The sequence below is a fragment of the Kiloniella sp. EL199 genome (genome assembly GCF_900313065.1).
GTDB lineage: Bacteria > Pseudomonadota > Alphaproteobacteria > Kiloniellales > Kiloniellaceae > Kiloniella.
Window position 1 is genome coordinate 311,746 of the sequence record NZ_OMPU01000013.1, and the last position, 17,338, is coordinate 329,083.

A 17,338-nucleotide genomic window follows, 5' to 3' on the forward strand; every position below is an offset into this window, starting at 1 on the left:
AAATAAAATAAAAAAGGGCTACCATAGAAAACTGGCAGCCCTTTTTTGTTCACGAAACCAATTATTGGTTCATTGAATCAAAGAATTCGTCATTATTTTTGGATGATTTCAGTTTATCAACCAAGAATTCAACAGAATCTGTTACGCCCATTGGTGTAAGAATACGGCGAAGAACCCACATTTTACTGAGTGTTGCCTTGTCTACGAGCAACTCTTCCTTACGGGTACCGGATTTACTGATATCAATCGCAGGATAGGTGCGTTTATCAGACAGTTTACGGTCCAGAACAATTTCAGAGTTACCAGTACCTTTAAATTCTTCAAAGATCACTTCGTCCATACGGCTACCAGTATCGATAAGAGCCGTAGAAATGATCGTCAGGCTGCCGCCTTCTTCAATGTTACGTGCTGCACCAAAGAAACGTTTAGGACGCTGTAGGGCGTTCGCATCGACACCACCGGTCAAAACTTTACCTGAACTCGGAACAACAGTGTTGTAAGCACGGGCGAGACGGGTGATAGAATCAAGAAGGATGACAACATCCTTTTTGTGCTCAACCAAACGTTTTGCTTTTTCCAGAACCATTTCAGTTACCTGAACGTGGCGATGGGCAGGTTCATCAAAGGTAGAACTAACCACTTCACCTTTCACTGAACGCGCCATGTCTGTGACTTCTTCCGGGCGTTCATCAATAAGAAGAACAATCAGGAAAACTTCGGGATGATTTGCCACGATCGACTGCGCAATATTCTGCATCAAGACAGTTTTACCTGTTCTTGGCGGCGCTACGATCAATGCACGTTGACCTTTACCCAGTGGCGTCACCAAATCGATCACGCGGGTCGTCATGTCTTTTTTTGTTGGATCATCAAGCTCAAGCTTGAGTTTTTCATCCGGATAAAGCGGTGTCAGGTTATCAAAATTGATCCTGTGTCGCGAAGATTCCGGTTGATCAAAATTAATCTGATTAACTTTTAACAGAGCAAAATATCGTTCGCCATCTTTTGGTGCACGAATTTGTCCTTCGACAGTATCACCTGTTCTTAAACCAAAGCGCCTTACCTGGCTTGGACTGACATAGATATCATCAGGCCCTGGCAGATAGTTTGATTCCGGCGCCCGGAGAAAACCAAATCCATCTTGTAAAATTTCCAAAACGCCCGAGCCAAAAATAGGCACATCGTTCTCAGCCATTTGTTTAAGGATGGCGAACATCATGTCCTGCTTCCGCAGAGTGCTGGCGTTCTCTACTTCAAGTTCCTCTGCAAGCTTAAGAAGCTCTGCGGGACTTTTTACTTTGAGATCTTGTAAGTTCATATGATGGAAAAGTTTGGTTCAGTTAAAAAATGAACGAGATGATAAGGATGCAACATACAAGTTAAGATTTATAAAAGGCTTCGTCTTTATTTATGACGATCCTCAAAGATCTGATATCCTGTTGCAATGTAAATCGGAGTAACGGGCTGTTGAAGTTGGCCCACGTTTGCTAGCGGGGTGAATTATAGTACCTCAAAAAGGAAGTCAAGTAAAAGAATTCTCTTTTAATTTAAATTTTAGACTTAAAATGGCTTCACGACTGCAAAAATCACGATAAGAATCATCAAAACTGTCGGAATTTCATTGGCATAGCGATAAAATCGTTCGCTTCGTATATTTTCATCAGCCTGAAAGGCTTTCATCCATTTTCCAGCGATTTCATGGAAAACTGTCAAAGCAATCAAAAAGGTAAATTTGCCGTGAAACCAGCCATCACTATAAGCTTCAATATTTAAAACCAAAAGAATACCAAAAAGCCAGCTGGCCATCATTGCTGGGTTCATTATGAAGCGAAAGAGTTTTCGCTCCATAACTTTAAAAATTTCTGACCGTTCGGAACCAACAGGAACCTGAGTATGATAAACAAAAATGCGCGGAAGATAGAGTAAACCTGCCATCCATGAAATAACAGAAATAATATGCAGAGCTTTTATCCAGAGATAGCCCTCACCCAAAAATCCACCCATTTGTCAGAAATTCCCGTTTAATTCAGCCCCTGACGAGCTTTAGCATTTTTTCAACATTCTCAATTGGTGTTTGCGGCACAATGCCATGACCCAGATTGAAAATAAAGGGGCCACCACTGAGATCGTTCATAATGGTTTCAATGGATTTTTCCAATATGTCACCACCAGCTACCAGCACGAGCGGATCCAAATTACCTTGGACAGTGACGTGAGATTGAATGTTATCTCTGGCCCAGGACGTTGACAAAGTTGTATCCAGACCCAAGGCATCAGCTCCGCTTTCTTTAGCAAAAACTGGATAGCTGTCCCCTACTCCCCTTGGAAAGAGAATAACCGGGACGTTTGGACAAACTGATTTGATTCCGGCTATAATCTGTTTACAGGGTTCCAAGCACCAACGACGTAAAGCAAATTCCGGCCATACGCCTGCCCAGGAATCAAAGATCTGTACTGTTTCTGCACCGCTTTCAATTTGTTTGATCAGGTATTTGGTTGTTGCTTCAACCACCAGATTAATAATTTGATCAAACTCTTCAGGTTTTGAATAGGCCCAGGTTTTAGCTTTGGCATAATCTTTGGAAGATCCACCTTCAATCATATAACTGGCAACTGTCCAGGGAGCTCCTGCAAAACCGATCAAGGTCGTTTCTTTTGGTAGTTCTTCTTTCAGACGACCTAGTGTTTCATACATGGGTGCTAAATGTTCATGAAGATTATCCATATTGAGGTTTGATAGATCTTCTATGGAATTAAGTCCTTCGAGTTTAGGACCTACGCCCTCTTCAAACCATACTTTTTGACCAAGCGCATGAGGTATAACCAAAATATCGCTAAACATAATTGATGCATCAAAACCAAATCTGCGAATGGGTTGAAGGGTAACTTCTACTGCAAGATCCGGTGTGTAACAAAGGTCGAGAAAGCCGTTCGCAGATGCTCTTGTTTTTCTGTATTCAGGTAAAAAACGCCCTGCTTGTCTCATTAGCCAGATTGGTGTGCGCTCTGTTTTTTCGCCTTTGAGGGCGCGTATCATGAGTTTGTTTTCGGTTTTCACGATCTCTTTGAACCTCGCGTTAAGAGTTATCTCTATTAATATACTATGTAATAGTAATTATTTGTTGTTGTTGTAGATCCCTGTGAATCACGAGGATTAGTCAGTTATTCATAACTTGTCCTCAAGCTTCAAGTCTTCAATTTAAAATTTTCGTGATTCCTGATTGTTCTGTGAATTTCATCGTGGATTGAAAATGGGGACTCGTTAACGAATCTCGGAGTCCTATTTTTTCCTTAATTACCTTAATTATGGGGATAACTTTTTTACATTTCGGAGTCCTTTTACAAGTTTTGCACAGATGTGAGTATTGCAGCGAATTGTCGCATAAGGTGAGGGAATGACTTGAGGACAGGGTGTGTAGAAAAAGAGCATGTGGACAAATAGCTATAGTTATCCACAAAGTTTTACGCACTACCCCCAATTTTGTTCACATTTGAGAGTGCGACGAGAATAGTCGTATTGTCCGAAGAATAAATTGTTGTTTTTCTTTGGCTTGGTGTTTGTTCTGGTGCTTTAAAAAAGGTGAATTTTGCCGATTAAAAATTAACTATTCCTTGAAGAAAATATGAAAATAGATTGCTTTCCCGCTCAGACAGGTTTCGTGCTTTGGACTTAATGTGTATGTATGAAGCACAATAATGTGCCGGGAAGCCGAGAGGCTGGGCCAAGAGTTCGGAAATAAATATGTCGCAAACCCATTTACACCTTGTTTCAGATTCTACAGGCGAAACGATCAATTCTGTCGCCCGCGCCTGTATGGTTCAGTTTAAAGTAGAAGAACCTATTGAACATGTCTGGAGCTTGATCCGAACCAAGGTTCAAATGGAAAAGGTTCTGCATCAAATTCGACAAAAACCTGGACCAGTTCTTTTTACAGTTGTTAATCAAGAGCTTAGAGAGATTTTAATTCGTGAATGTCGGCGTCTTGGATTACCCTCTATTCCGGTTCTTGATCCAGTTATCCATGCGCTTGCCAGCTATTTCAATCTGGAAATGTCGGGTAAACCCGGTCTGCAACACACACTGGATTCAGAATATTTCAATCGAATTGAAGCAATGAATTTTGCGCTGAATCATGATGACGGACAACTGCCCCAAAATCTGAATGACGCCGAGATTGTATTGCTGGGTGTTTCCAGAACATCAAAAACGCCCACCTGTATCTACCTCGCTAACCGGGGATATAAAGCAGCAAATGTTCCTATTGTTCCGGGATGTCCCTTGCCGAAAGAGTTGGAAAGTTTAGGCAATCCTTTGGTTGTTGGCCTAACAAAAGACCCGGCAAGCCTGATGCAGATCCGTCGCAGTCGGTTGAAAATGATCTCGAATGAAGAAGAAACAGACTATGTTCACCTGGAATCTATCAAGGAAGAGGTGAAAATGGCGCGGAAGTTTTGTAACGAGCATCGCTGGCCAATTATTGATGTAACCCGCCGTTCTATAGAAGAAACTGCTGCAACAATTATAAAACACTATCATCGTCATATGGGCATTGCTGATGAATAGTAACCTCCTAGAACAAGGAAATCTGGAACAAACGCCTGTTATTCTGGCATCAGCAAGTAAAGCGCGTGGACTTCTTTTAAGAAATGCCGGGGTTCTGCTTACAGATTTACTGCCTGCCGCGATTGATGAGGATGAGGTTAAACAGTCTTTAAAATCCGAAGGGGCAACAGCTATACAAGTTGCGGAAACTCTTGCGGAGCTTAAAGCGCGTAAAATTTCCATGACAAATCCCAGTTCTTTTGTCATTGGCGCAGACCAGATGTTGAACTGTAACGGGGTCTGGTTTGATAAACCAACCGATCTGGATCATGCCGCAGCTCACTTGAAGGCCTTGTCGGGGAAAACCCATCAGTTGGAGTGCTCGGTCTGCGTTGTAAAAAATGGCGAGAGGCTCTGGCATCATAATGAAACGGCTTCTTTGACCATGCGTCCTTTGGATGATGATTTTATCGCTGCTTATTTGAATAGATTGGGGGATGATGCGCTTTTTTCTGTTGGGGCTTATCAACTGGAAGGTATCGGCGCACAGCTTTTCCACAGGATTCAGGGGGATTACTTCACAATCCTGGGGCTCCCGCTTCTCCCTCTTCTCACATTTTTAAGACAAAACAGGATTCTGGCTTAGATGATTCTTTCTGGGAAAGCCCGTTTGGCCGGGGTAATTGGTTGGCCTGTATCCCATTCAAAATCCCCACGATTGCATGGTTACTGGCTTGAAAATCTGGGGATAGACGGTGCCTATTTGCCGCTTGCCATTGAACCTGAAAATTTTGAAGAGGCTTTGCGCGGGCTTATGTATTCAGGCTTTGGTGGTGTAAATGTTACTGTTCCGCACAAAGAAGCTGCCTTGACGTTTTGCGATGAAGTTGATCCGCTTGCGAAACGAATTGGAGCTGTGAATACGATCGTTTTTAAAAACGGGCGCTCTTATGGTTCTAATACCGATGCCTTCGGGTTTATCGAGAACTTGAAACAAGGCGCTGAAAATCTTGATTTTTCCCTTGATTTCTCTGGGGCAAAAACTGTTGTTCTGGGTGCTGGTGGTGCATCTCGTGGTGTGATTGTCGCTTTGCAAGATGCAGGTGTTCAAAACATTATTCTTGTGAACCGTACAAGAGAGCGCGCAGAAGTTCTTGCCGCTGATTTATCATCGAGTGCTGATGGTATGATTACAGTTGCTGATTGGGATGATCGTAATGATGTGCTTAACGGCTGTGATTTACTGGTAAACACGACAAGCCTTGGTATGGCAGGTCAGCCACCCTTGGAACTATCACTGGATAAGCTGCCAAAATCCTGTGTGGTGACGGATATTGTCTATGCGCCTTTGATTACACCTCTTCTTGCTTTGGCCAAGGAAAGAGGGAACAAAATTGTGGATGGTCTGGGTATGCTATTGCATCAGGCAAGACCCGGATTTGAAGCATGGTTTGGTGAAAAGCCAAAGGTAACAGAGGGTTTACGCAAATTTGTTCTGGAAAGTTAATTCCAGATTTTTCTACAGGTTTTAGTGTATCAGGAACGGGTTGTTTTAAATGCATGTTCTTGGACTTACGGGTTCAATCGGAATGGGAAAATCGACTGCTGCCAAGATGTTTCAGCGGTTGAAAGTCCCTGTGCATGATGCTGATGCTGTTGTTCATCAACTGATGGCTAAAAATGGGGCCGCAGTTAAGGAAATTTCGAGGTTTTTTCCCGGGATAGAGACAAACAACGGGATTGACCGCAAAAAGCTGGGGGATGCTGTTTTTGGACAACCGGAAAAATTAAAACGGCTCGAGGCAATTTTACATCCCCTCGTTAGACAAAGGATGCACCGTTTTATCGACCGCTATGCCCGACAAAGAAGAGAGTTGGTTGTTTTGGATATCCCGCTTTTGTTTGAAACAGGCGGAGACAGGTTTTGCGACAGTGTTCTTGTTGTTTCCTGCCCTAAATATATACAGGATCAGCGGGTGTTATTACGCAAGGGAATGACAGCGAAAAAATATCAGGGAATACTGAAAAAACAGATGTCTGATATGGAAAAAAGGGCGCGGGCTGACTTTGTTATCAGATCAAATCAGGGACGAAGATATTCTTTTCAACAGGTACAACAGATTGTTGAAAAGCTGGGGTCAAATGATAAAAGAGCAAGTGGTACAAAAGATAGAAGGTTTTCTCCTCATCTGTCACTGGTATGCAAACAGTAATCTGGGATTTAGATAGTCAACATGCGTGAAATTATTCTGGATACAGAAACAACCGGTTTTAAACCTGAAGAAGGGCACCGTATTGTTGAAATCGGGTGTCTGGAAGTTTATCAAAATTTGCCGACGGGTAAGTCATTACAGCTCTATATAAATCCAGAGCGTGATATGCCAGAAGGTGCTTTTAAAGTTCACGGCATTAGTGAAGAGTTTCTGGCTGATAAACCTGTTTTTGTTGATGTGGTTGATGAGTTTCTGGAATTTATTGGCGAAGATCCTCTGGTGATCCACAACGCACCGTTTGATATGAAGTTCCTCAACTCGGAACTTAAATGGGCGGGTCGACCGAACCTGAAGAATAAACCAATTGATACAGTGGTGATCGCCAGAGAGCTTTTCCCAGGATCACCTGTTAATCTGGATGCTTTGTGTCGTCGATTTGAAATTGATAACTCGTCACGTACCTACCACGGCGCCCTATTGGATTGTGAGCTTCTTGCAGAGGTGTATCTGGAACTTCGGGGCGGTCGACAACACGGGTTTGATCTCGGTGCAAAAAAAGCAGCTTCATCTGCAAGCAGCAGTGCTCAAAGTCGAGATTTAAGTCGAACCAAGACCGGTAAAAAAGTATGTGAAGCAAGGCCTCATGCTGTTCCAGAGGAAGAATTGGCTGCACATAGTGCGATGCTAGAACTTTTAAGTGATCCAATCTGGAAAAAATGAATAATCTGGCAAACAGAAAATCTCATGAAGTTTTGGAAAAATAAAAAAGGGTAGCAAAAGCCACCCTTTTTAAAAACATCAACATATTTCAGGACGGGTCAGTCAGAAGACTTTAAGCGTCTGCTGTTTTTTCGTCTTTTGCCATTTCAGAATTTGCTTCGGCAGCGGCAGCTTCGCTTTTGCGCTGCATGAACATCTGATGGAAATCAATCGGGTTCATGATTAATGGTGGGAAACCACCGTCTCTGGTAATGTCTGCAACGATGTTGCGTGCAAACGGGAAGAGATAACGTGGCGATTCAACCATTAACAATAGCTCAACGATCTGTGCTTCAAGACCTTCGGCAAGGGTAACAACCCCGCCGTAATCAAGCTCGATCATGAAGGCGGTCTTGTCGTCGATTGTTGCAGAACCACGTATGTTCAAAACAACTTCATATGCTGTGTCGGAAAGTTGAGTCGGTGTGACATCAACATTGATATCCAGCTGTGGTGCCTTTTCTGACATCATTGGATAGATCATCGGCGAATGTGGATTTTCGAATGATAAATCCTTGATGAACTGCATTTTGATAACCAGCGGCTGTTGCTGGGCGGTTGTTTCTTCAGCCATAAAAAGCTCCCTAAATGTTTGCCTGATTGGCTAGCATGCTTTGAAGGGTTGAACAACCAACGATTAGGCCAGATGTTAAAAATTCATATTCAACTGCGCTCTGATCTGGCAATAAAGTGCGATGTTATGTGGATAGGGGAGCAAGTGGAGATTTCGTTTTATCCCCATAGTCAGAAGAGTTTAGCTTGAGATAGATTTCAGCAATTCCCAGATTGACGAGCCAACTTGCCCAGGAAAGAGCAATATAACCTGTATCAAAATCATATCCGAGAGCCGGGGCAACAGGTAAGCCCAATCTAAGCGTTATTGCTGCTGCCGTTAGAGCAAAAGATCTTAACATCCATCTGCTGTGAGCCTGAAACTGCCGATTTGTTGCATAGAGATAGCCTTTGCAAGTTACATAAAGCCAAACGACAGAGAGCAGTGCAAAACCCGCAATTGCAATCGGACCATATTCTGAAGACCATGCGATGAAAAATCCCCCGATACCGCCAATGAGGACAGAAATGATATAAATGCGTCCTGACCAACGATGTAGTTTGGGAAATCGAGTTCTGATTCCAGTGACAAACTGCCAGGGGCCAACAAGCAGCGCGATTAAACTACTGGTTACATGCGCAAGGAAAGCTGCTTTATGGTTGATATAGTTCTGTAAAATTTCCGGTGCCACGTGGGGTGGGTTTGGTAGCAAAAACCGTAAGGATAAAAGTGATATGGCAGTTGCTGATAGCATGATAAATAGCCAGAAACCTTTTTGGGCGAAGGATTGCAACGTCATTATTTTACCCAATCTCTATTGATCATTCTAATGGCTTCAATTTTTGGCAATCCAAAAGAAAGAGCCACTCGTTTTTCTTGTTGCCAATACCTTTGAATAAAACTGGATATTATGCCATTGCATATTTATTATAATTAACATGCATAAAATTCATAATGTTAATATTGATCTGAATCTATTGAAAATTTTTAACGCGATCTATTCGGAAAGAAGTATTTCGCGTGCAGCAGATCATCTTGGTATGTCGCAATCAGCTGTAAGTCATGCACTACAAAGATTAAGACATGCATTGGATGACCCGCTTTTTATTCGCTCTAAAAATGGTGTTGATCCAACAGCGCGATCTCATGAGATTGCGGAACCTGTTTTTCAGGCACTTATCCAAATTAACGACGTTATAGCACAGCCATCGAGCTTTGATCCCCAGACTTCTGATCGAGTATTTCATTTTGGCCTTCCCGACCATGCCGTTGCGCGCTATGCGCCGCTTATTCTTGAAAAGTTTACAAAAGAAGCGCCCAATTTGTCGATCAATCTGTACCCTCACCCCATCCATCAGCTTATAGAAATGATGGAAACCAATCAGCTGGATATGGCTGCTGCAGTTTGCCACAGTCCCCCAGCGCGATTTCGAACCTTGAAGTTATTTAAAAGCCACCATGTTGTAATTGCAGCAAAGGATCACCCCTTTATTCGGGGTAAGCTTAGCTTGGTTGACTATAAAAAAGCGCGTCACCTTGTTTATTCGAGTGACGGGAACAGGCATTCATATCTGGATGACATTCTGTTACCGCTTGGTGTAGAGCGTAGCATTGCGGCAACAATAGCATCACATATGGCAAGTCCGATTATTGTATCAAACAGTAACTTGATTGCGACGACCACAATGGAGCTCGTGCAGCCTTTTCTTGAACGCTATGAGCTACAAGTTTTTGAGCCTCCGTTTTCGGTCCATGATGTCGACATTAAACTGATATGGCATCAACGTTATGACAGAGACCCGGCACATCAATGGATGCGTCAACTTACGCAGGATATAACCCGCGATGTCTGATACGGAAGTTTACTGTGTCGTGGAAATAGCCGTATCGATTGAGAGGGATTGTAGGTCTATATTAAGGATAGCACCATTGTCTATTTCCTCGCCTGTGAAGCCGCGAATAAAGGCCCAATGACTGACAACCAGTGTTTTTGACCAGTCCTCAAGTGCGAGCATTTTTTGCTGAAACTCCTGACCTCTCAATTTTACCTGATGTTCGGTTTCATTTAAATCCGGCCACCAGCATTCCGATAGATGTTGAAAATCCAGATGCGGCCATTCCCGGGATAGCTTTGAAGATGGGGATCCAATATCGCAGGAGAAAAAGGCGTGTTCGCGGATCAGTTCTTCAATTTGGATAGGTAAGTTTAAGATATCACTGATAATTTCGGCAGTTTGAAGGGTTCGTGTATAGGGACTTGCCAAAATCCGGGTAATGTCCTTGTTTTTTAGGTGTTGGGCTGCGGCATGGATCTGTGATCGTCCTTCATCAGTTAATTCCGGATCCGGAATGTTAGGATCAATGCGCGTTTTTGCATAGGTCACGTTAAACTCGGATTGTCCGTGTCTGAGAAGGTACATTTTTTATCCCGTGTGTTAGATCTGACTCTTTATTGCATCTAGGCTACATCTGGTAAAAACTGTTGTTATTACCAGTTACAAGAAGAGAGGATATACAGAGATTGGAATCTTGAAAACCAAATAGCGCTATTGGGGGGCGTTGATGGGAATACGGGGGTTCTACGAATTACAGACAATATCAAAGGATGATAATTCATGTTGATCAAAACACCTGTTTGCGATTTTGGATGGCCTGCGCCTGATTTCAAGTTGCCAGACCTCGGCGGAGAGTTCTTAAGTCTTGAAGATATTAGGGGACCAAATGGCACGCTAATCGCGTTTATTTGTAACCACTGTCCTTATGTAAAAGCGATAATTGGTAATCTGGTGGCCGATGCCAAAAAGCTTCAAGACGCTGGGATCGGTGTGGCTATGATTATGTCTAATGATTATCAAAACTATCCCGATGATTCCCCGGAAAACATGAAGAAATTCAGTCGAGATAACAATTTTAGCTTTTCCTATTTACTGGATGAAGGTCAGGATGTTGCGCGGACCTATGATGCGGTGTGTACCCCGGACTTTTTCGGCTTTGATGCCAAAGACGGTTTGCAATATCGGGGTCGTTTGAATGCATCAACAGTGCAAGTTGTTCCAGATGCAAGGCCTGAACTTCTGGAAGCCATGATGGGTGTCGTCGAACATGGCAAAGGACCTGTTGAGCAAATTCCTTCTATGGGGTGTTCTATAAAGTGGCGGCAAATAGGTTGAGTTGGCAATAATTTAACTTCTTGTCAGGGACCCGTCAGGTATGTCGCTAATATTCAGGCTTCTGTTTAGATGATGTTTCCCATGTTTATACATGGGGCATATGCCTTGATGAAGTCAGGATTTAATCTCAAAATTATAAAATTTATTAGTGCAGGCCTTTTGGTAATTGGCGTGAGCTTTTTGGCGGGTTGCGATACTACCGAGACAACAATGGGACATGGACAAATTCAGACAACCAATGGAAAAGGTTCTCAATCTGTCCAGTTAAAAATTACTCAAGATACTTTTGATGATTCAGGAGCCGAGGCGATGGTGGCTCTGGGTAATGGTGAGGTTTTCAAGGGAAAAATAATTATTGAAAGAGAACATATGGAATCTACCACAGACTCTTCTGATTATTTTTCTTGGGATAGTGACGATGATAAAAAGAAAAAAGAAAAGCACTATCCAGAAACAACGAATACAAATTCAACCTCTTATTCTTCCCAGGCCAGAGGTGTTCTGTTTAGTGCTTCTCGCTCTATGCAATGTCTTATGACACTGAGTGATCCCCGAAGCGGTTTTTCAAATGGTGGAGTTGGACGATGCACGATTTCTACAGGTGAAGTTGTTCCTGTTCAGTTTTAATTTTCGAAGCATTAAATTTTACTATTTCAGGCGATCTTTATCACTTTCGGTGACATCCTGATAATCGCCATCAATAACGGTGTCATCGTTTTTATTCCATGAGCCTGCTTTACCAAAAGGTGATTGTTCGTGGGAAGTGCCTGATTGTTGATGATTCGAAAATCCTTGAGCGTGAAAGCCTTGGTTTTGGTATCTGGGGCTTTGGAACCTGGAATTTTGCAAACCCTGTGAGATTCGTTTACCCAAGGTATTTCGCATTAGTTCCCGAACTGGGGGAATAAGCAGGGCAAAGCCAATGCTGTCGGTAACAAAGCCAGGGGTGAGCAAAAGAGCACCAGCGGCAAGAAGGCACAAGCCATCAAACAGTTCTTTGGCGGGGACAGCACCCTGATTAAGCTGTTTTTGAGCATTTGCCAGTGTTGCTATGCCTTGGTGGCGAAGCATTCCGGTGCCAATGACAGCTGTCAAAATGATTAAGCCAATCGTGCTCCAGAGACCGATTTGATCGCCAACTTGAATCAAAACCGCGATTTCCAACAGTGGAATACCGATAAAAAGAATAAGGAAAACAATTCCCATACTTGCTCTTTCTTAAGCACTTGCCTATTTAATCTATATTAAGTGATTATGAATATAGTGACTAATGTGGTTTCTCACTAGTAGCTGATCGATATTTATTGGATCAAATCATATATGGGTAGCAACTTGCCTTTTTTCGATATCATTCTTCTTGCTGCAGTTGCAGTTTTCCTCGTCCTTAGACTTCGCAGTACGCTTGGTAAGCGCACAGGTTTTGATGAAAAGCCTGATCATGATCCTTTTTCAGATCGTGGCGAGAACGACAATGTCGTTAATTTGCCAAGACGTGAAGACAGGCATAGCGACGATTCACAGTTTCTGGATTCTGGCGATACATCAACCAAAGAAATCCGTACGGGTTCCTTGCATGGTGGAAAAGTGGCGGTAGATGTTCTGCCTTCTGATTCTGCATTGGCCGAAGGGCTTTCTGCTATTCAGATGTCGGATCGGTCTTTTGACCCCGCTGAATTTGTTCAGGGTGCGGGTGCTGCGTTCGAAATGATCATTGGGTCTTTTGCTTCCGGCGATACCAAAACTCTTCGTAATCTTCTGGATGATGAAGTTTATCATGATTTCAAATCAGCTATTGATGAACGCGAAGCACTGAAGCAAACGCATGAAACCGTTATGGTTGGTATCAATGATGTGGACATTATTGAAGCCGAAATGTCAGGACGGCATGCTGTTGTTACCGTCAAGTTTGTATCAGAACAGGTTAATGTGACCCGTGATGCAAACGGTAACACTGTTTCAGGTGATTCAAATCATGTTGCCAAAGTGACTGATATCTGGACCTTTACACGTGATACAAGAAGTAAAGACCCAAATTGGTTACTGGTGGAAACGCGCAGTCCCAATTAAGCTTCTACACAGGTTTGAATCTTTGACGACAGGCTACCAATTTTATTGGTAGCCATGGGGGTGACTTTGCAGGTTTCTTCGCAAATTGTTTCGACTAAAGGACAGGGATTGTTCCGGAAATTATTTCTGATTTCTTTACCAGCTGCAGCATTTTCATTAGCCAGTTGTGATCAGGCTGCCAAACCCCCAGCCCCCAGTGTTACAGTTGAAGAAAGCCTGACGCTGAACCCTGTTGGATACGAAACTCTACCCGGCTGGCATGATGATGAGTTGTTCAAAGCCTATCCGGCGCTGGAAAGAAGTTGCGTCCGATATCAAAAATGGCCGGATACCAAAAACGTAGGTCCAGAAGGTATTGCCGGCAAGGCCAAGGACTGGAAAGCTTTGTGTGAGGATTTGAAGCTTTTTATGTCCAACCCGGATAATCACAGCGACTTTGGTGTTTGGTTACAAGAAAATCTGACGCCTTATCATGTAAAGAATAATGCAGAGCCGGAAGGCCTTTTTACTGGTTACTACGAAGCCGAATTAAACGGATCTTTTACCAAAGACGAAACCTATAAGTATCCCCTTTATGATGTGCCATCTGATCTTGTTTCTGTTCGCCTCAGCGACTTTGATAAAAAGCTTAAGGGGACAACACTAGTAGGAAAGGTCGAAGGTAATCGGCTGGTCCCTTATCACAACCGGACCGAAATTGATGGCGGTGTTCTTGAGGGGCAGAATCTGGAGGTAATCTGGTCGGATGATCCTGTGGATGTATTTTTCCTGCATGTACAGGGATCTGGCCGGGTGAAAATGCCGGATGGGCAAGTTGTTCGCGTTGGCTATGCCGGTAACAACGGACATAAATTCTATGCTATTGGTCGGGCACTGATTGACGAAAAGATTATCCCTCGGGATCAGATGTCCATGCAGTCCATTAGAATGTGGCTTAGGGAAAACCCTGAACAAGCCAATGAGCTTATGCAGCGGAATAACAGATTTATCTTTTTCCGGAAAATAGAGGGTGACGGACCTATTGGTGCAATGGGGGTTGCCCTCACCCCTGAACGTTCTCTCGCGGTTGATCCTCGTCATATGCCTCTTGGAGTTCCCCTGTGGCTGGATACGACATGGCCCGGAACGCAGAAGCCTTTGCAAAGGCTTATGGTTGCCCAGGATACGGGTAGCGCCATTCGTGGCCCTGTAAGGGGGGATTTTTTTTGGGGGCCGGGCGAGCCTGCCTTGGCTCAAGCGGGCAAGATGAAACAAAAGGGACAGTACTATCTGTTACTGCCAAAGACTGTTTTACCAAAAAACATTTCGTCATAACGATTCTGGGCAGAACAAGTAAGTGGTTAGAGGAAGCACTTTCTTTTGAGCGGAATAACAGAGAAGATACTTGCAATTTTCAGGTAACTTGATTACCTCCGCATCAGTTGCGCGTAACTGACAGTATAATTGGCGCAAGAAGAGAGAAATGAGTCTCCCTATTATTCCGGTGATACTGCGTGGCCAAAAAAGATAAAAATATATCTTCGAAAACAAAGGATTCTGATCTCTGGCGTTCTGTCTCTACGACCGTTAAACCGCTTGAGAACAGAGACTATTTTGTCTTTGGTCGTGCATTGCCCCAGCCAGCGTTTGATCCGGATCATCTGGAAGCCGATATTCCCAATCTGAAAGAAGATCAACCTTTCAAATCCTATCGCAGTGCGCCAACGGCCCCGAGACCAAGCAAGAAGAAGCAAACTCCGGGCCCCTTGAGCCACGGACAGGTCGAAAATATGGATCGGCGTCAGGCTGAGCGTTTTATCAAGGGAAAACTCCCTATGGAAGCCGTGCTGGATCTGCATGGACAGACGCAGGCACAGGCGCAAAGCTCCCTGGAGCGTTTTATCAGGGATTGTCGTGCGCGTGATCTGCGAAATGTCATTGTGATCACCGGTAAGGGATCGGGACCGCAGTCACAGGGTGTTTTGAAATCCATGGTGCCTTATTGGTTGAATGAAGAACCAAATCGCAGCGCTATTTTGGCCTTTAGCCATGCCAAACATTATCATGGTGGCAGTGGAGCTCTATATGTTCTCTTGAAAAGACGGCGAGAAAGTTAGAGACTGTTCACTCGATACATCGCTGTAATTGTTATATAATGTTTACATGACACCCTTTGGACACAAGCTGCGCGAAATTCGGGCAGAGCGTAATATTACCCTCAAGGAAATGGCAAAAGGCCTAGGCGTTTCGTCTGCCTACCTGTCGTCTATCGAACACGGGCACCGGGGGCAGCCAAGCCGTCGCTTTGTGCACCGGGTTTGTCAGTATCTCAATATTATCTGGGATGACGCGGAAGAGCTGGAAGAACTGGCGATAAGATCTGACCCCAAAGTGTCGGTTAACACGGCAGGATTATCGCCTAAAGCTACTTACTTTGCGAATTGCCTCGCCGAAAAAATGTCGACGCTGGATGATGAACAAATCGAAGCCATGATGAAAGTTATGGGAGAAGAGTTTGATGACAACCTGGACTCTTCTTCTGAGTAGCAGATTTCCAGATTTATTACGGGCACTTTCATCTTCAGGTTTAAAAAAAGGCGCTCAGAAGCGCCTTTTGCTGTGATTAAATCTTTTTAGATTCAAAATACTCAGACGTTACTCAGCCACTTCGCGTTTGGGGAGTTTCCAGTTTGGTCGTGCGAAGTGACAGGTATAGCCGTTGGGTACACGTTCGAGATAGTCCTGATGCTCGACCTCTGCTTCCCAGAAATCACCAGCGGGTTCAAGTTCTGTGACGACCTTTCCGGGCCATAGGCCGCTGGCATCGACATCGGCAATGGTATCTATGGCGATTTGTCGCTGGTCTTCATTGGTATAGTATATAGCTGAACGATAGGATGCTCCGCGATCGTTTCCTTGTCGATTGGGTGTGGAAGGATCGTGAATCTGGAAGAAGAACTCTAGCAGGTCCCGGTAAGTAATCTGGGCTCGATTGTACAGGATCTCGATACCCTCGGCATGGGTCCCGTGATTGCGGTAGGTTGCATTCGCAACATCACCGCCTGTATAACCAACCCGGGTTTTTTCCACACCGGGAAGCTTTCTGATCAAATCTTGCATGCCCCAAAAACAGCCGCCGGCTAATATGGCTTTTTCAGTCATCTATACGTCCTCTACTTGCTCTATGTATTCGCCATAACCTTCTACTTCCATCTGGCTTTTGGCAATAAATTTCAGCGAAGCAGAATTAATGCAGTATCTCAGTCCGCCCTTGTCGGTTGGTCCGTCGGTGAAAACATGGCCCAAGTGGCTATCGCCGTGTTTGGATCTTACTTCCACGCGCTCCATTCCATGTGTACTATCCCTGAGTTCAGCAATGTTTGTAGACACAATTGGTTTGGTAAAGCTTGGCCATCCACAATGGCTTTCATATTTGTCTGATGAGGCAAACAGAGGTTCGCCTGAGACAATATCCACATAGATACCAGCCTCTTTGTTTTCCAGATATTCGCCGGTATAGGGGCGTTCCGTCCCATTTTCCTGTGTCACCCGGTATTGTTCAGGGGTCAGCTGTGCGATTGCCTCTTGATTTTTTTTATAGGTCTTCATGACAAAAAGATCCTTTTATCATTATTTCTTATAGGAATATGGGGCGCATGGGCCGTAAATGCCAAGTGATCCTGCCATAAACTTTGTGTGAAGACAGAATTTGCGAAGATTTATCAAGGAAATAATATGTAAGTTGAGTGGTTTATGCGTCTGTTATTATTGACTAAATAAAAAAATGCAGGTGAAAGTCTCACCTGCATTCTGTTCTGTCATCGATTAAGTTTAAACCTATTGATGGCTTTACCTAGTTTTTCTCTTTGCCTTCTGGCCAGATAACAGCTTGTCCGCAGATGACATCTTCACCGTTGAACGTCAGGGACGGAGAGCCATAGAGCTCATACCCATCTTCCAATGCCTGAGAGATGCGTTTGCAAAAGATGTCGTCGTCTTTACCAGTGATAAAACGATAATCTAATTTCATCATCTTTCCTTTGTACTTGTCTTT

22 protein-coding genes are annotated in these 17,338 nt (G+C 43.8%); 12 read left to right on the forward strand and 10 right to left on the reverse strand.

What is annotated here, in order from left to right; translation table 11 throughout:
• Positions 1 to 61 precede the first annotated feature (61 nt).
• From rho to hemE, 3 genes are all read right to left on the reverse strand, one after another.
• Positions 62 to 1,318 carry a transcription termination factor Rho gene (gene rho / locus D9A03_RS16305; protein ID WP_046505658.1) on the reverse strand — a complete coding sequence of 419 codons (1,257 nt, stop codon included), beginning with the start codon at positions 1,316 to 1,318 and terminating at the stop codon, positions 62 to 64.
• Positions 1,319 to 1,560: 242 nt separating this feature from the next.
• Positions 1,561 to 2,004, reverse strand: a complete 444-nt coding sequence (gene hemJ, locus D9A03_RS16310) for a protoporphyrinogen oxidase HemJ (protein ID WP_120498271.1) — start codon at positions 2,002 to 2,004, stop codon at positions 1,561 to 1,563.
• A gap of 22 nt (positions 2,005 to 2,026) precedes the next feature.
• A complete protein-coding gene (hemE, locus tag D9A03_RS16315) occupies positions 2,027 to 3,058 on the reverse strand; it encodes a uroporphyrinogen decarboxylase (RefSeq protein WP_120498272.1) in 1,032 nt (343 codons plus the stop codon).
• Between the two features lie 684 nt (positions 3,059 to 3,742).
• On the opposite strand from hemE, the gene D9A03_RS16320 reads away from it, so the two are divergent.
• Genes D9A03_RS16320 through dnaQ form a run of 5 tightly spaced genes read left to right on the forward strand, consistent with a single transcriptional unit; the run spans position 3,743 to position 7,476 of the window.
• Positions 3,743 to 4,564, forward strand: a complete 822-nt coding sequence (locus tag D9A03_RS16320; RefSeq protein WP_120498273.1) for a pyruvate, water dikinase regulatory protein — start codon at positions 3,743 to 3,745, stop codon at positions 4,562 to 4,564.
• A complete protein-coding gene (locus tag D9A03_RS16325) occupies positions 4,557 to 5,189 on the forward strand; it encodes a Maf family protein (RefSeq protein WP_120498274.1) in 633 nt (210 codons plus the stop codon). Before D9A03_RS16320 ends, D9A03_RS16325 begins: the two co-directional genes overlap by 8 nt.
• Positions 5,190 to 6,050, forward strand: a complete 861-nt coding sequence (locus tag D9A03_RS16330) for a shikimate dehydrogenase (protein WP_120498275.1) — start codon at positions 5,190 to 5,192, stop codon at positions 6,048 to 6,050.
• 49 nt (positions 6,051 to 6,099) lie between these two features.
• The gene (gene coaE, locus D9A03_RS16335) at positions 6,100 to 6,756 is read left to right on the forward strand and encodes a dephospho-CoA kinase (protein WP_120498276.1); all 657 of its coding nucleotides are present in this window, start codon (positions 6,100 to 6,102) and stop codon (positions 6,754 to 6,756) included.
• A gap of 21 nt (positions 6,757 to 6,777) precedes the next feature.
• On the forward strand, positions 6,778 to 7,476 hold the full coding sequence (gene dnaQ, locus D9A03_RS16340; protein ID WP_120498277.1) for a DNA polymerase III subunit epsilon: 699 nt from the start codon (positions 6,778 to 6,780) through the stop codon (positions 7,474 to 7,476).
• Between the two features lie 112 nt (positions 7,477 to 7,588).
• Here dnaQ and secB read toward each other — a convergent pair whose 3' ends face one another.
• Together secB and D9A03_RS16350 are read right to left on the reverse strand one after the other, a co-directional pair.
• Complete coding sequence (gene secB, locus D9A03_RS16345; protein ID WP_120498278.1) at positions 7,589 to 8,089, reverse strand: protein-export chaperone SecB; 501 nt, start codon at positions 8,087 to 8,089, stop codon at positions 7,589 to 7,591.
• Between the two features lie 124 nt (positions 8,090 to 8,213).
• The gene (locus D9A03_RS16350) at positions 8,214 to 8,867 is read right to left on the reverse strand and encodes a DUF2306 domain-containing protein (RefSeq protein ID WP_120498279.1); all 654 of its coding nucleotides are present in this window, start codon (positions 8,865 to 8,867) and stop codon (positions 8,214 to 8,216) included.
• A gap of 178 nt (positions 8,868 to 9,045) precedes the next feature.
• On the opposite strand from D9A03_RS16350, the gene D9A03_RS16355 reads away from it, so the two are divergent.
• Positions 9,046 to 9,921: a LysR family transcriptional regulator gene (locus D9A03_RS16355; RefSeq protein ID WP_162938210.1), complete on the forward strand. Its 876-nt coding sequence runs from the start codon at positions 9,046 to 9,048 to the stop codon at positions 9,919 to 9,921.
• A gap of 9 nt (positions 9,922 to 9,930) precedes the next feature.
• Here the strand turns inward: D9A03_RS16355 and D9A03_RS16360 are convergent, their stop codons facing one another.
• The gene (locus D9A03_RS16360) at positions 9,931 to 10,488 is read right to left on the reverse strand and encodes a histidine phosphatase family protein (RefSeq protein WP_120498281.1); all 558 of its coding nucleotides are present in this window, start codon (positions 10,486 to 10,488) and stop codon (positions 9,931 to 9,933) included.
• 195 nt (positions 10,489 to 10,683) lie between these two features.
• Between D9A03_RS16360 and D9A03_RS16365 the strand changes: the two genes are divergently transcribed.
• Positions 10,684 to 11,238, forward strand: a complete 555-nt coding sequence (locus tag D9A03_RS16365; RefSeq protein WP_120498282.1) for a thioredoxin family protein — start codon at positions 10,684 to 10,686, stop codon at positions 11,236 to 11,238.
• A 108-nt stretch (positions 11,239 to 11,346) separates the two neighbouring features.
• Positions 11,347 to 11,865, forward strand: a complete 519-nt coding sequence (locus D9A03_RS16370; RefSeq protein WP_216825515.1) for a hypothetical protein — start codon at positions 11,347 to 11,349, stop codon at positions 11,863 to 11,865.
• 21 nt (positions 11,866 to 11,886) lie between these two features.
• On the opposite strand, the gene D9A03_RS16375 is transcribed toward D9A03_RS16370, so the two are convergent.
• Positions 11,887 to 12,444, reverse strand: a complete 558-nt coding sequence (locus D9A03_RS16375) for an FxsA family protein (protein WP_120498283.1) — start codon at positions 12,442 to 12,444, stop codon at positions 11,887 to 11,889.
• A gap of 114 nt (positions 12,445 to 12,558) precedes the next feature.
• Here D9A03_RS16375 and D9A03_RS16380 point away from each other — a divergent pair, with 114 nt between their 5' ends.
• The 4 genes from D9A03_RS16380 to D9A03_RS16395 all read left to right on the forward strand — a co-directional run bounded on the left by D9A03_RS16380 (position 12,559) and on the right by D9A03_RS16395 (position 15,831).
• Positions 12,559 to 13,305 (forward strand): Tim44/TimA family putative adaptor protein, encoded by a 747-nt coding sequence (locus D9A03_RS16380; RefSeq protein WP_120498284.1) that lies wholly within the window; start codon positions 12,559 to 12,561, stop codon positions 13,303 to 13,305.
• A gap of 108 nt (positions 13,306 to 13,413) precedes the next feature.
• A complete protein-coding gene (locus D9A03_RS16385) occupies positions 13,414 to 14,619 on the forward strand; it encodes a murein transglycosylase A (protein WP_254055073.1) in 1,206 nt (401 codons plus the stop codon).
• A 179-nt stretch (positions 14,620 to 14,798) separates the two neighbouring features.
• The gene (locus tag D9A03_RS16390) at positions 14,799 to 15,401 is read left to right on the forward strand and encodes a Smr/MutS family protein (protein WP_120498286.1); all 603 of its coding nucleotides are present in this window, start codon (positions 14,799 to 14,801) and stop codon (positions 15,399 to 15,401) included.
• A gap of 46 nt (positions 15,402 to 15,447) precedes the next feature.
• Positions 15,448 to 15,831 (forward strand): helix-turn-helix domain-containing protein, encoded by a 384-nt coding sequence (locus tag D9A03_RS16395; RefSeq protein ID WP_120498562.1) that lies wholly within the window; start codon positions 15,448 to 15,450, stop codon positions 15,829 to 15,831.
• 108 nt (positions 15,832 to 15,939) lie between these two features.
• On the opposite strand, the gene msrA is transcribed toward D9A03_RS16395, so the two are convergent.
• From msrA to D9A03_RS16410, 3 genes are all read right to left on the reverse strand, one after another.
• Entirely contained in the window at positions 15,940 to 16,446 is a 507-nt protein-coding gene (gene msrA, locus D9A03_RS16400; RefSeq protein WP_120498287.1) for a peptide-methionine (S)-S-oxide reductase MsrA, read from the reverse strand.
• Complete coding sequence (msrB, locus tag D9A03_RS16405; RefSeq protein ID WP_120498288.1) at positions 16,447 to 16,893, reverse strand: peptide-methionine (R)-S-oxide reductase MsrB; 447 nt, start codon at positions 16,891 to 16,893, stop codon at positions 16,447 to 16,449. It lies immediately after the preceding gene.
• 244 nt (positions 16,894 to 17,137) lie between these two features.
• Positions 17,138 to 17,314: a DUF1737 domain-containing protein gene (locus D9A03_RS16410; RefSeq protein WP_120498289.1), complete on the reverse strand. Its 177-nt coding sequence runs from the start codon at positions 17,312 to 17,314 to the stop codon at positions 17,138 to 17,140.
• Between the last annotated feature and the right edge of the window lie 24 nt (positions 17,315 to 17,338).

What these genes read in the sequence shown, in the direction of transcription:
- rho (WP_046505658.1), bottom strand. Translation starts at nt 1,318, where the DNA reads ATGAACTTACAAGATCTCAAAGTAAAAAGTCCCGCAGAGCTTCTTAAG.
- hemJ (WP_120498271.1), bottom strand. Translation starts at nt 2,004, where the DNA reads ATGGGTGGATTTTTGGGTGAGGGCTATCTCTGGATAAAAGCTCTGCAT.
- D9A03_RS16320 (WP_120498273.1), top strand. Translation starts at nt 3,743, where the DNA reads ATGTCGCAAACCCATTTACACCTTGTTTCAGATTCTACAGGCGAAACG.
- D9A03_RS16325 (WP_120498274.1), top strand. Translation starts at nt 4,557, where the DNA reads ATGAATAGTAACCTCCTAGAACAAGGAAATCTGGAACAAACGCCTGTT.
- D9A03_RS16330 (WP_120498275.1), top strand. Translation starts at nt 5,190, where the DNA reads ATGATTCTTTCTGGGAAAGCCCGTTTGGCCGGGGTAATTGGTTGGCCT.
- coaE (WP_120498276.1), top strand. Translation starts at nt 6,100, where the DNA reads ATGCATGTTCTTGGACTTACGGGTTCAATCGGAATGGGAAAATCGACT.
- dnaQ (WP_120498277.1), top strand. Translation starts at nt 6,778, where the DNA reads ATGCGTGAAATTATTCTGGATACAGAAACAACCGGTTTTAAACCTGAA.
- secB (WP_120498278.1), bottom strand. Translation starts at nt 8,089, where the DNA reads ATGGCTGAAGAAACAACCGCCCAGCAACAGCCGCTGGTTATCAAAATG.
- D9A03_RS16350 (WP_120498279.1), bottom strand. Translation starts at nt 8,867, where the DNA reads ATGACGTTGCAATCCTTCGCCCAAAAAGGTTTCTGGCTATTTATCATG.
- D9A03_RS16360 (WP_120498281.1), bottom strand. Translation starts at nt 10,488, where the DNA reads ATGTACCTTCTCAGACACGGACAATCCGAGTTTAACGTGACCTATGCA.
- D9A03_RS16365 (WP_120498282.1), top strand. Translation starts at nt 10,684, where the DNA reads ATGTTGATCAAAACACCTGTTTGCGATTTTGGATGGCCTGCGCCTGAT.
- D9A03_RS16370 (WP_216825515.1), top strand. Translation starts at nt 11,347, where the DNA reads ATGAAGTCAGGATTTAATCTCAAAATTATAAAATTTATTAGTGCAGGC.
- D9A03_RS16375 (WP_120498283.1), bottom strand. Translation starts at nt 12,444, where the DNA reads ATGGGAATTGTTTTCCTTATTCTTTTTATCGGTATTCCACTGTTGGAA.
- D9A03_RS16380 (WP_120498284.1), top strand. Translation starts at nt 12,559, where the DNA reads ATGGGTAGCAACTTGCCTTTTTTCGATATCATTCTTCTTGCTGCAGTT.
- D9A03_RS16395 (WP_120498562.1), top strand. Translation starts at nt 15,448, where the DNA reads ATGACACCCTTTGGACACAAGCTGCGCGAAATTCGGGCAGAGCGTAAT.
- msrA (WP_120498287.1), bottom strand. Translation starts at nt 16,446, where the DNA reads ATGACTGAAAAAGCCATATTAGCCGGCGGCTGTTTTTGGGGCATGCAA.
- msrB (WP_120498288.1), bottom strand. Translation starts at nt 16,893, where the DNA reads ATGAAGACCTATAAAAAAAATCAAGAGGCAATCGCACAGCTGACCCCT.
- D9A03_RS16410 (WP_120498289.1), bottom strand. Translation starts at nt 17,314, where the DNA reads ATGAAATTAGATTATCGTTTTATCACTGGTAAAGACGACGACATCTTT.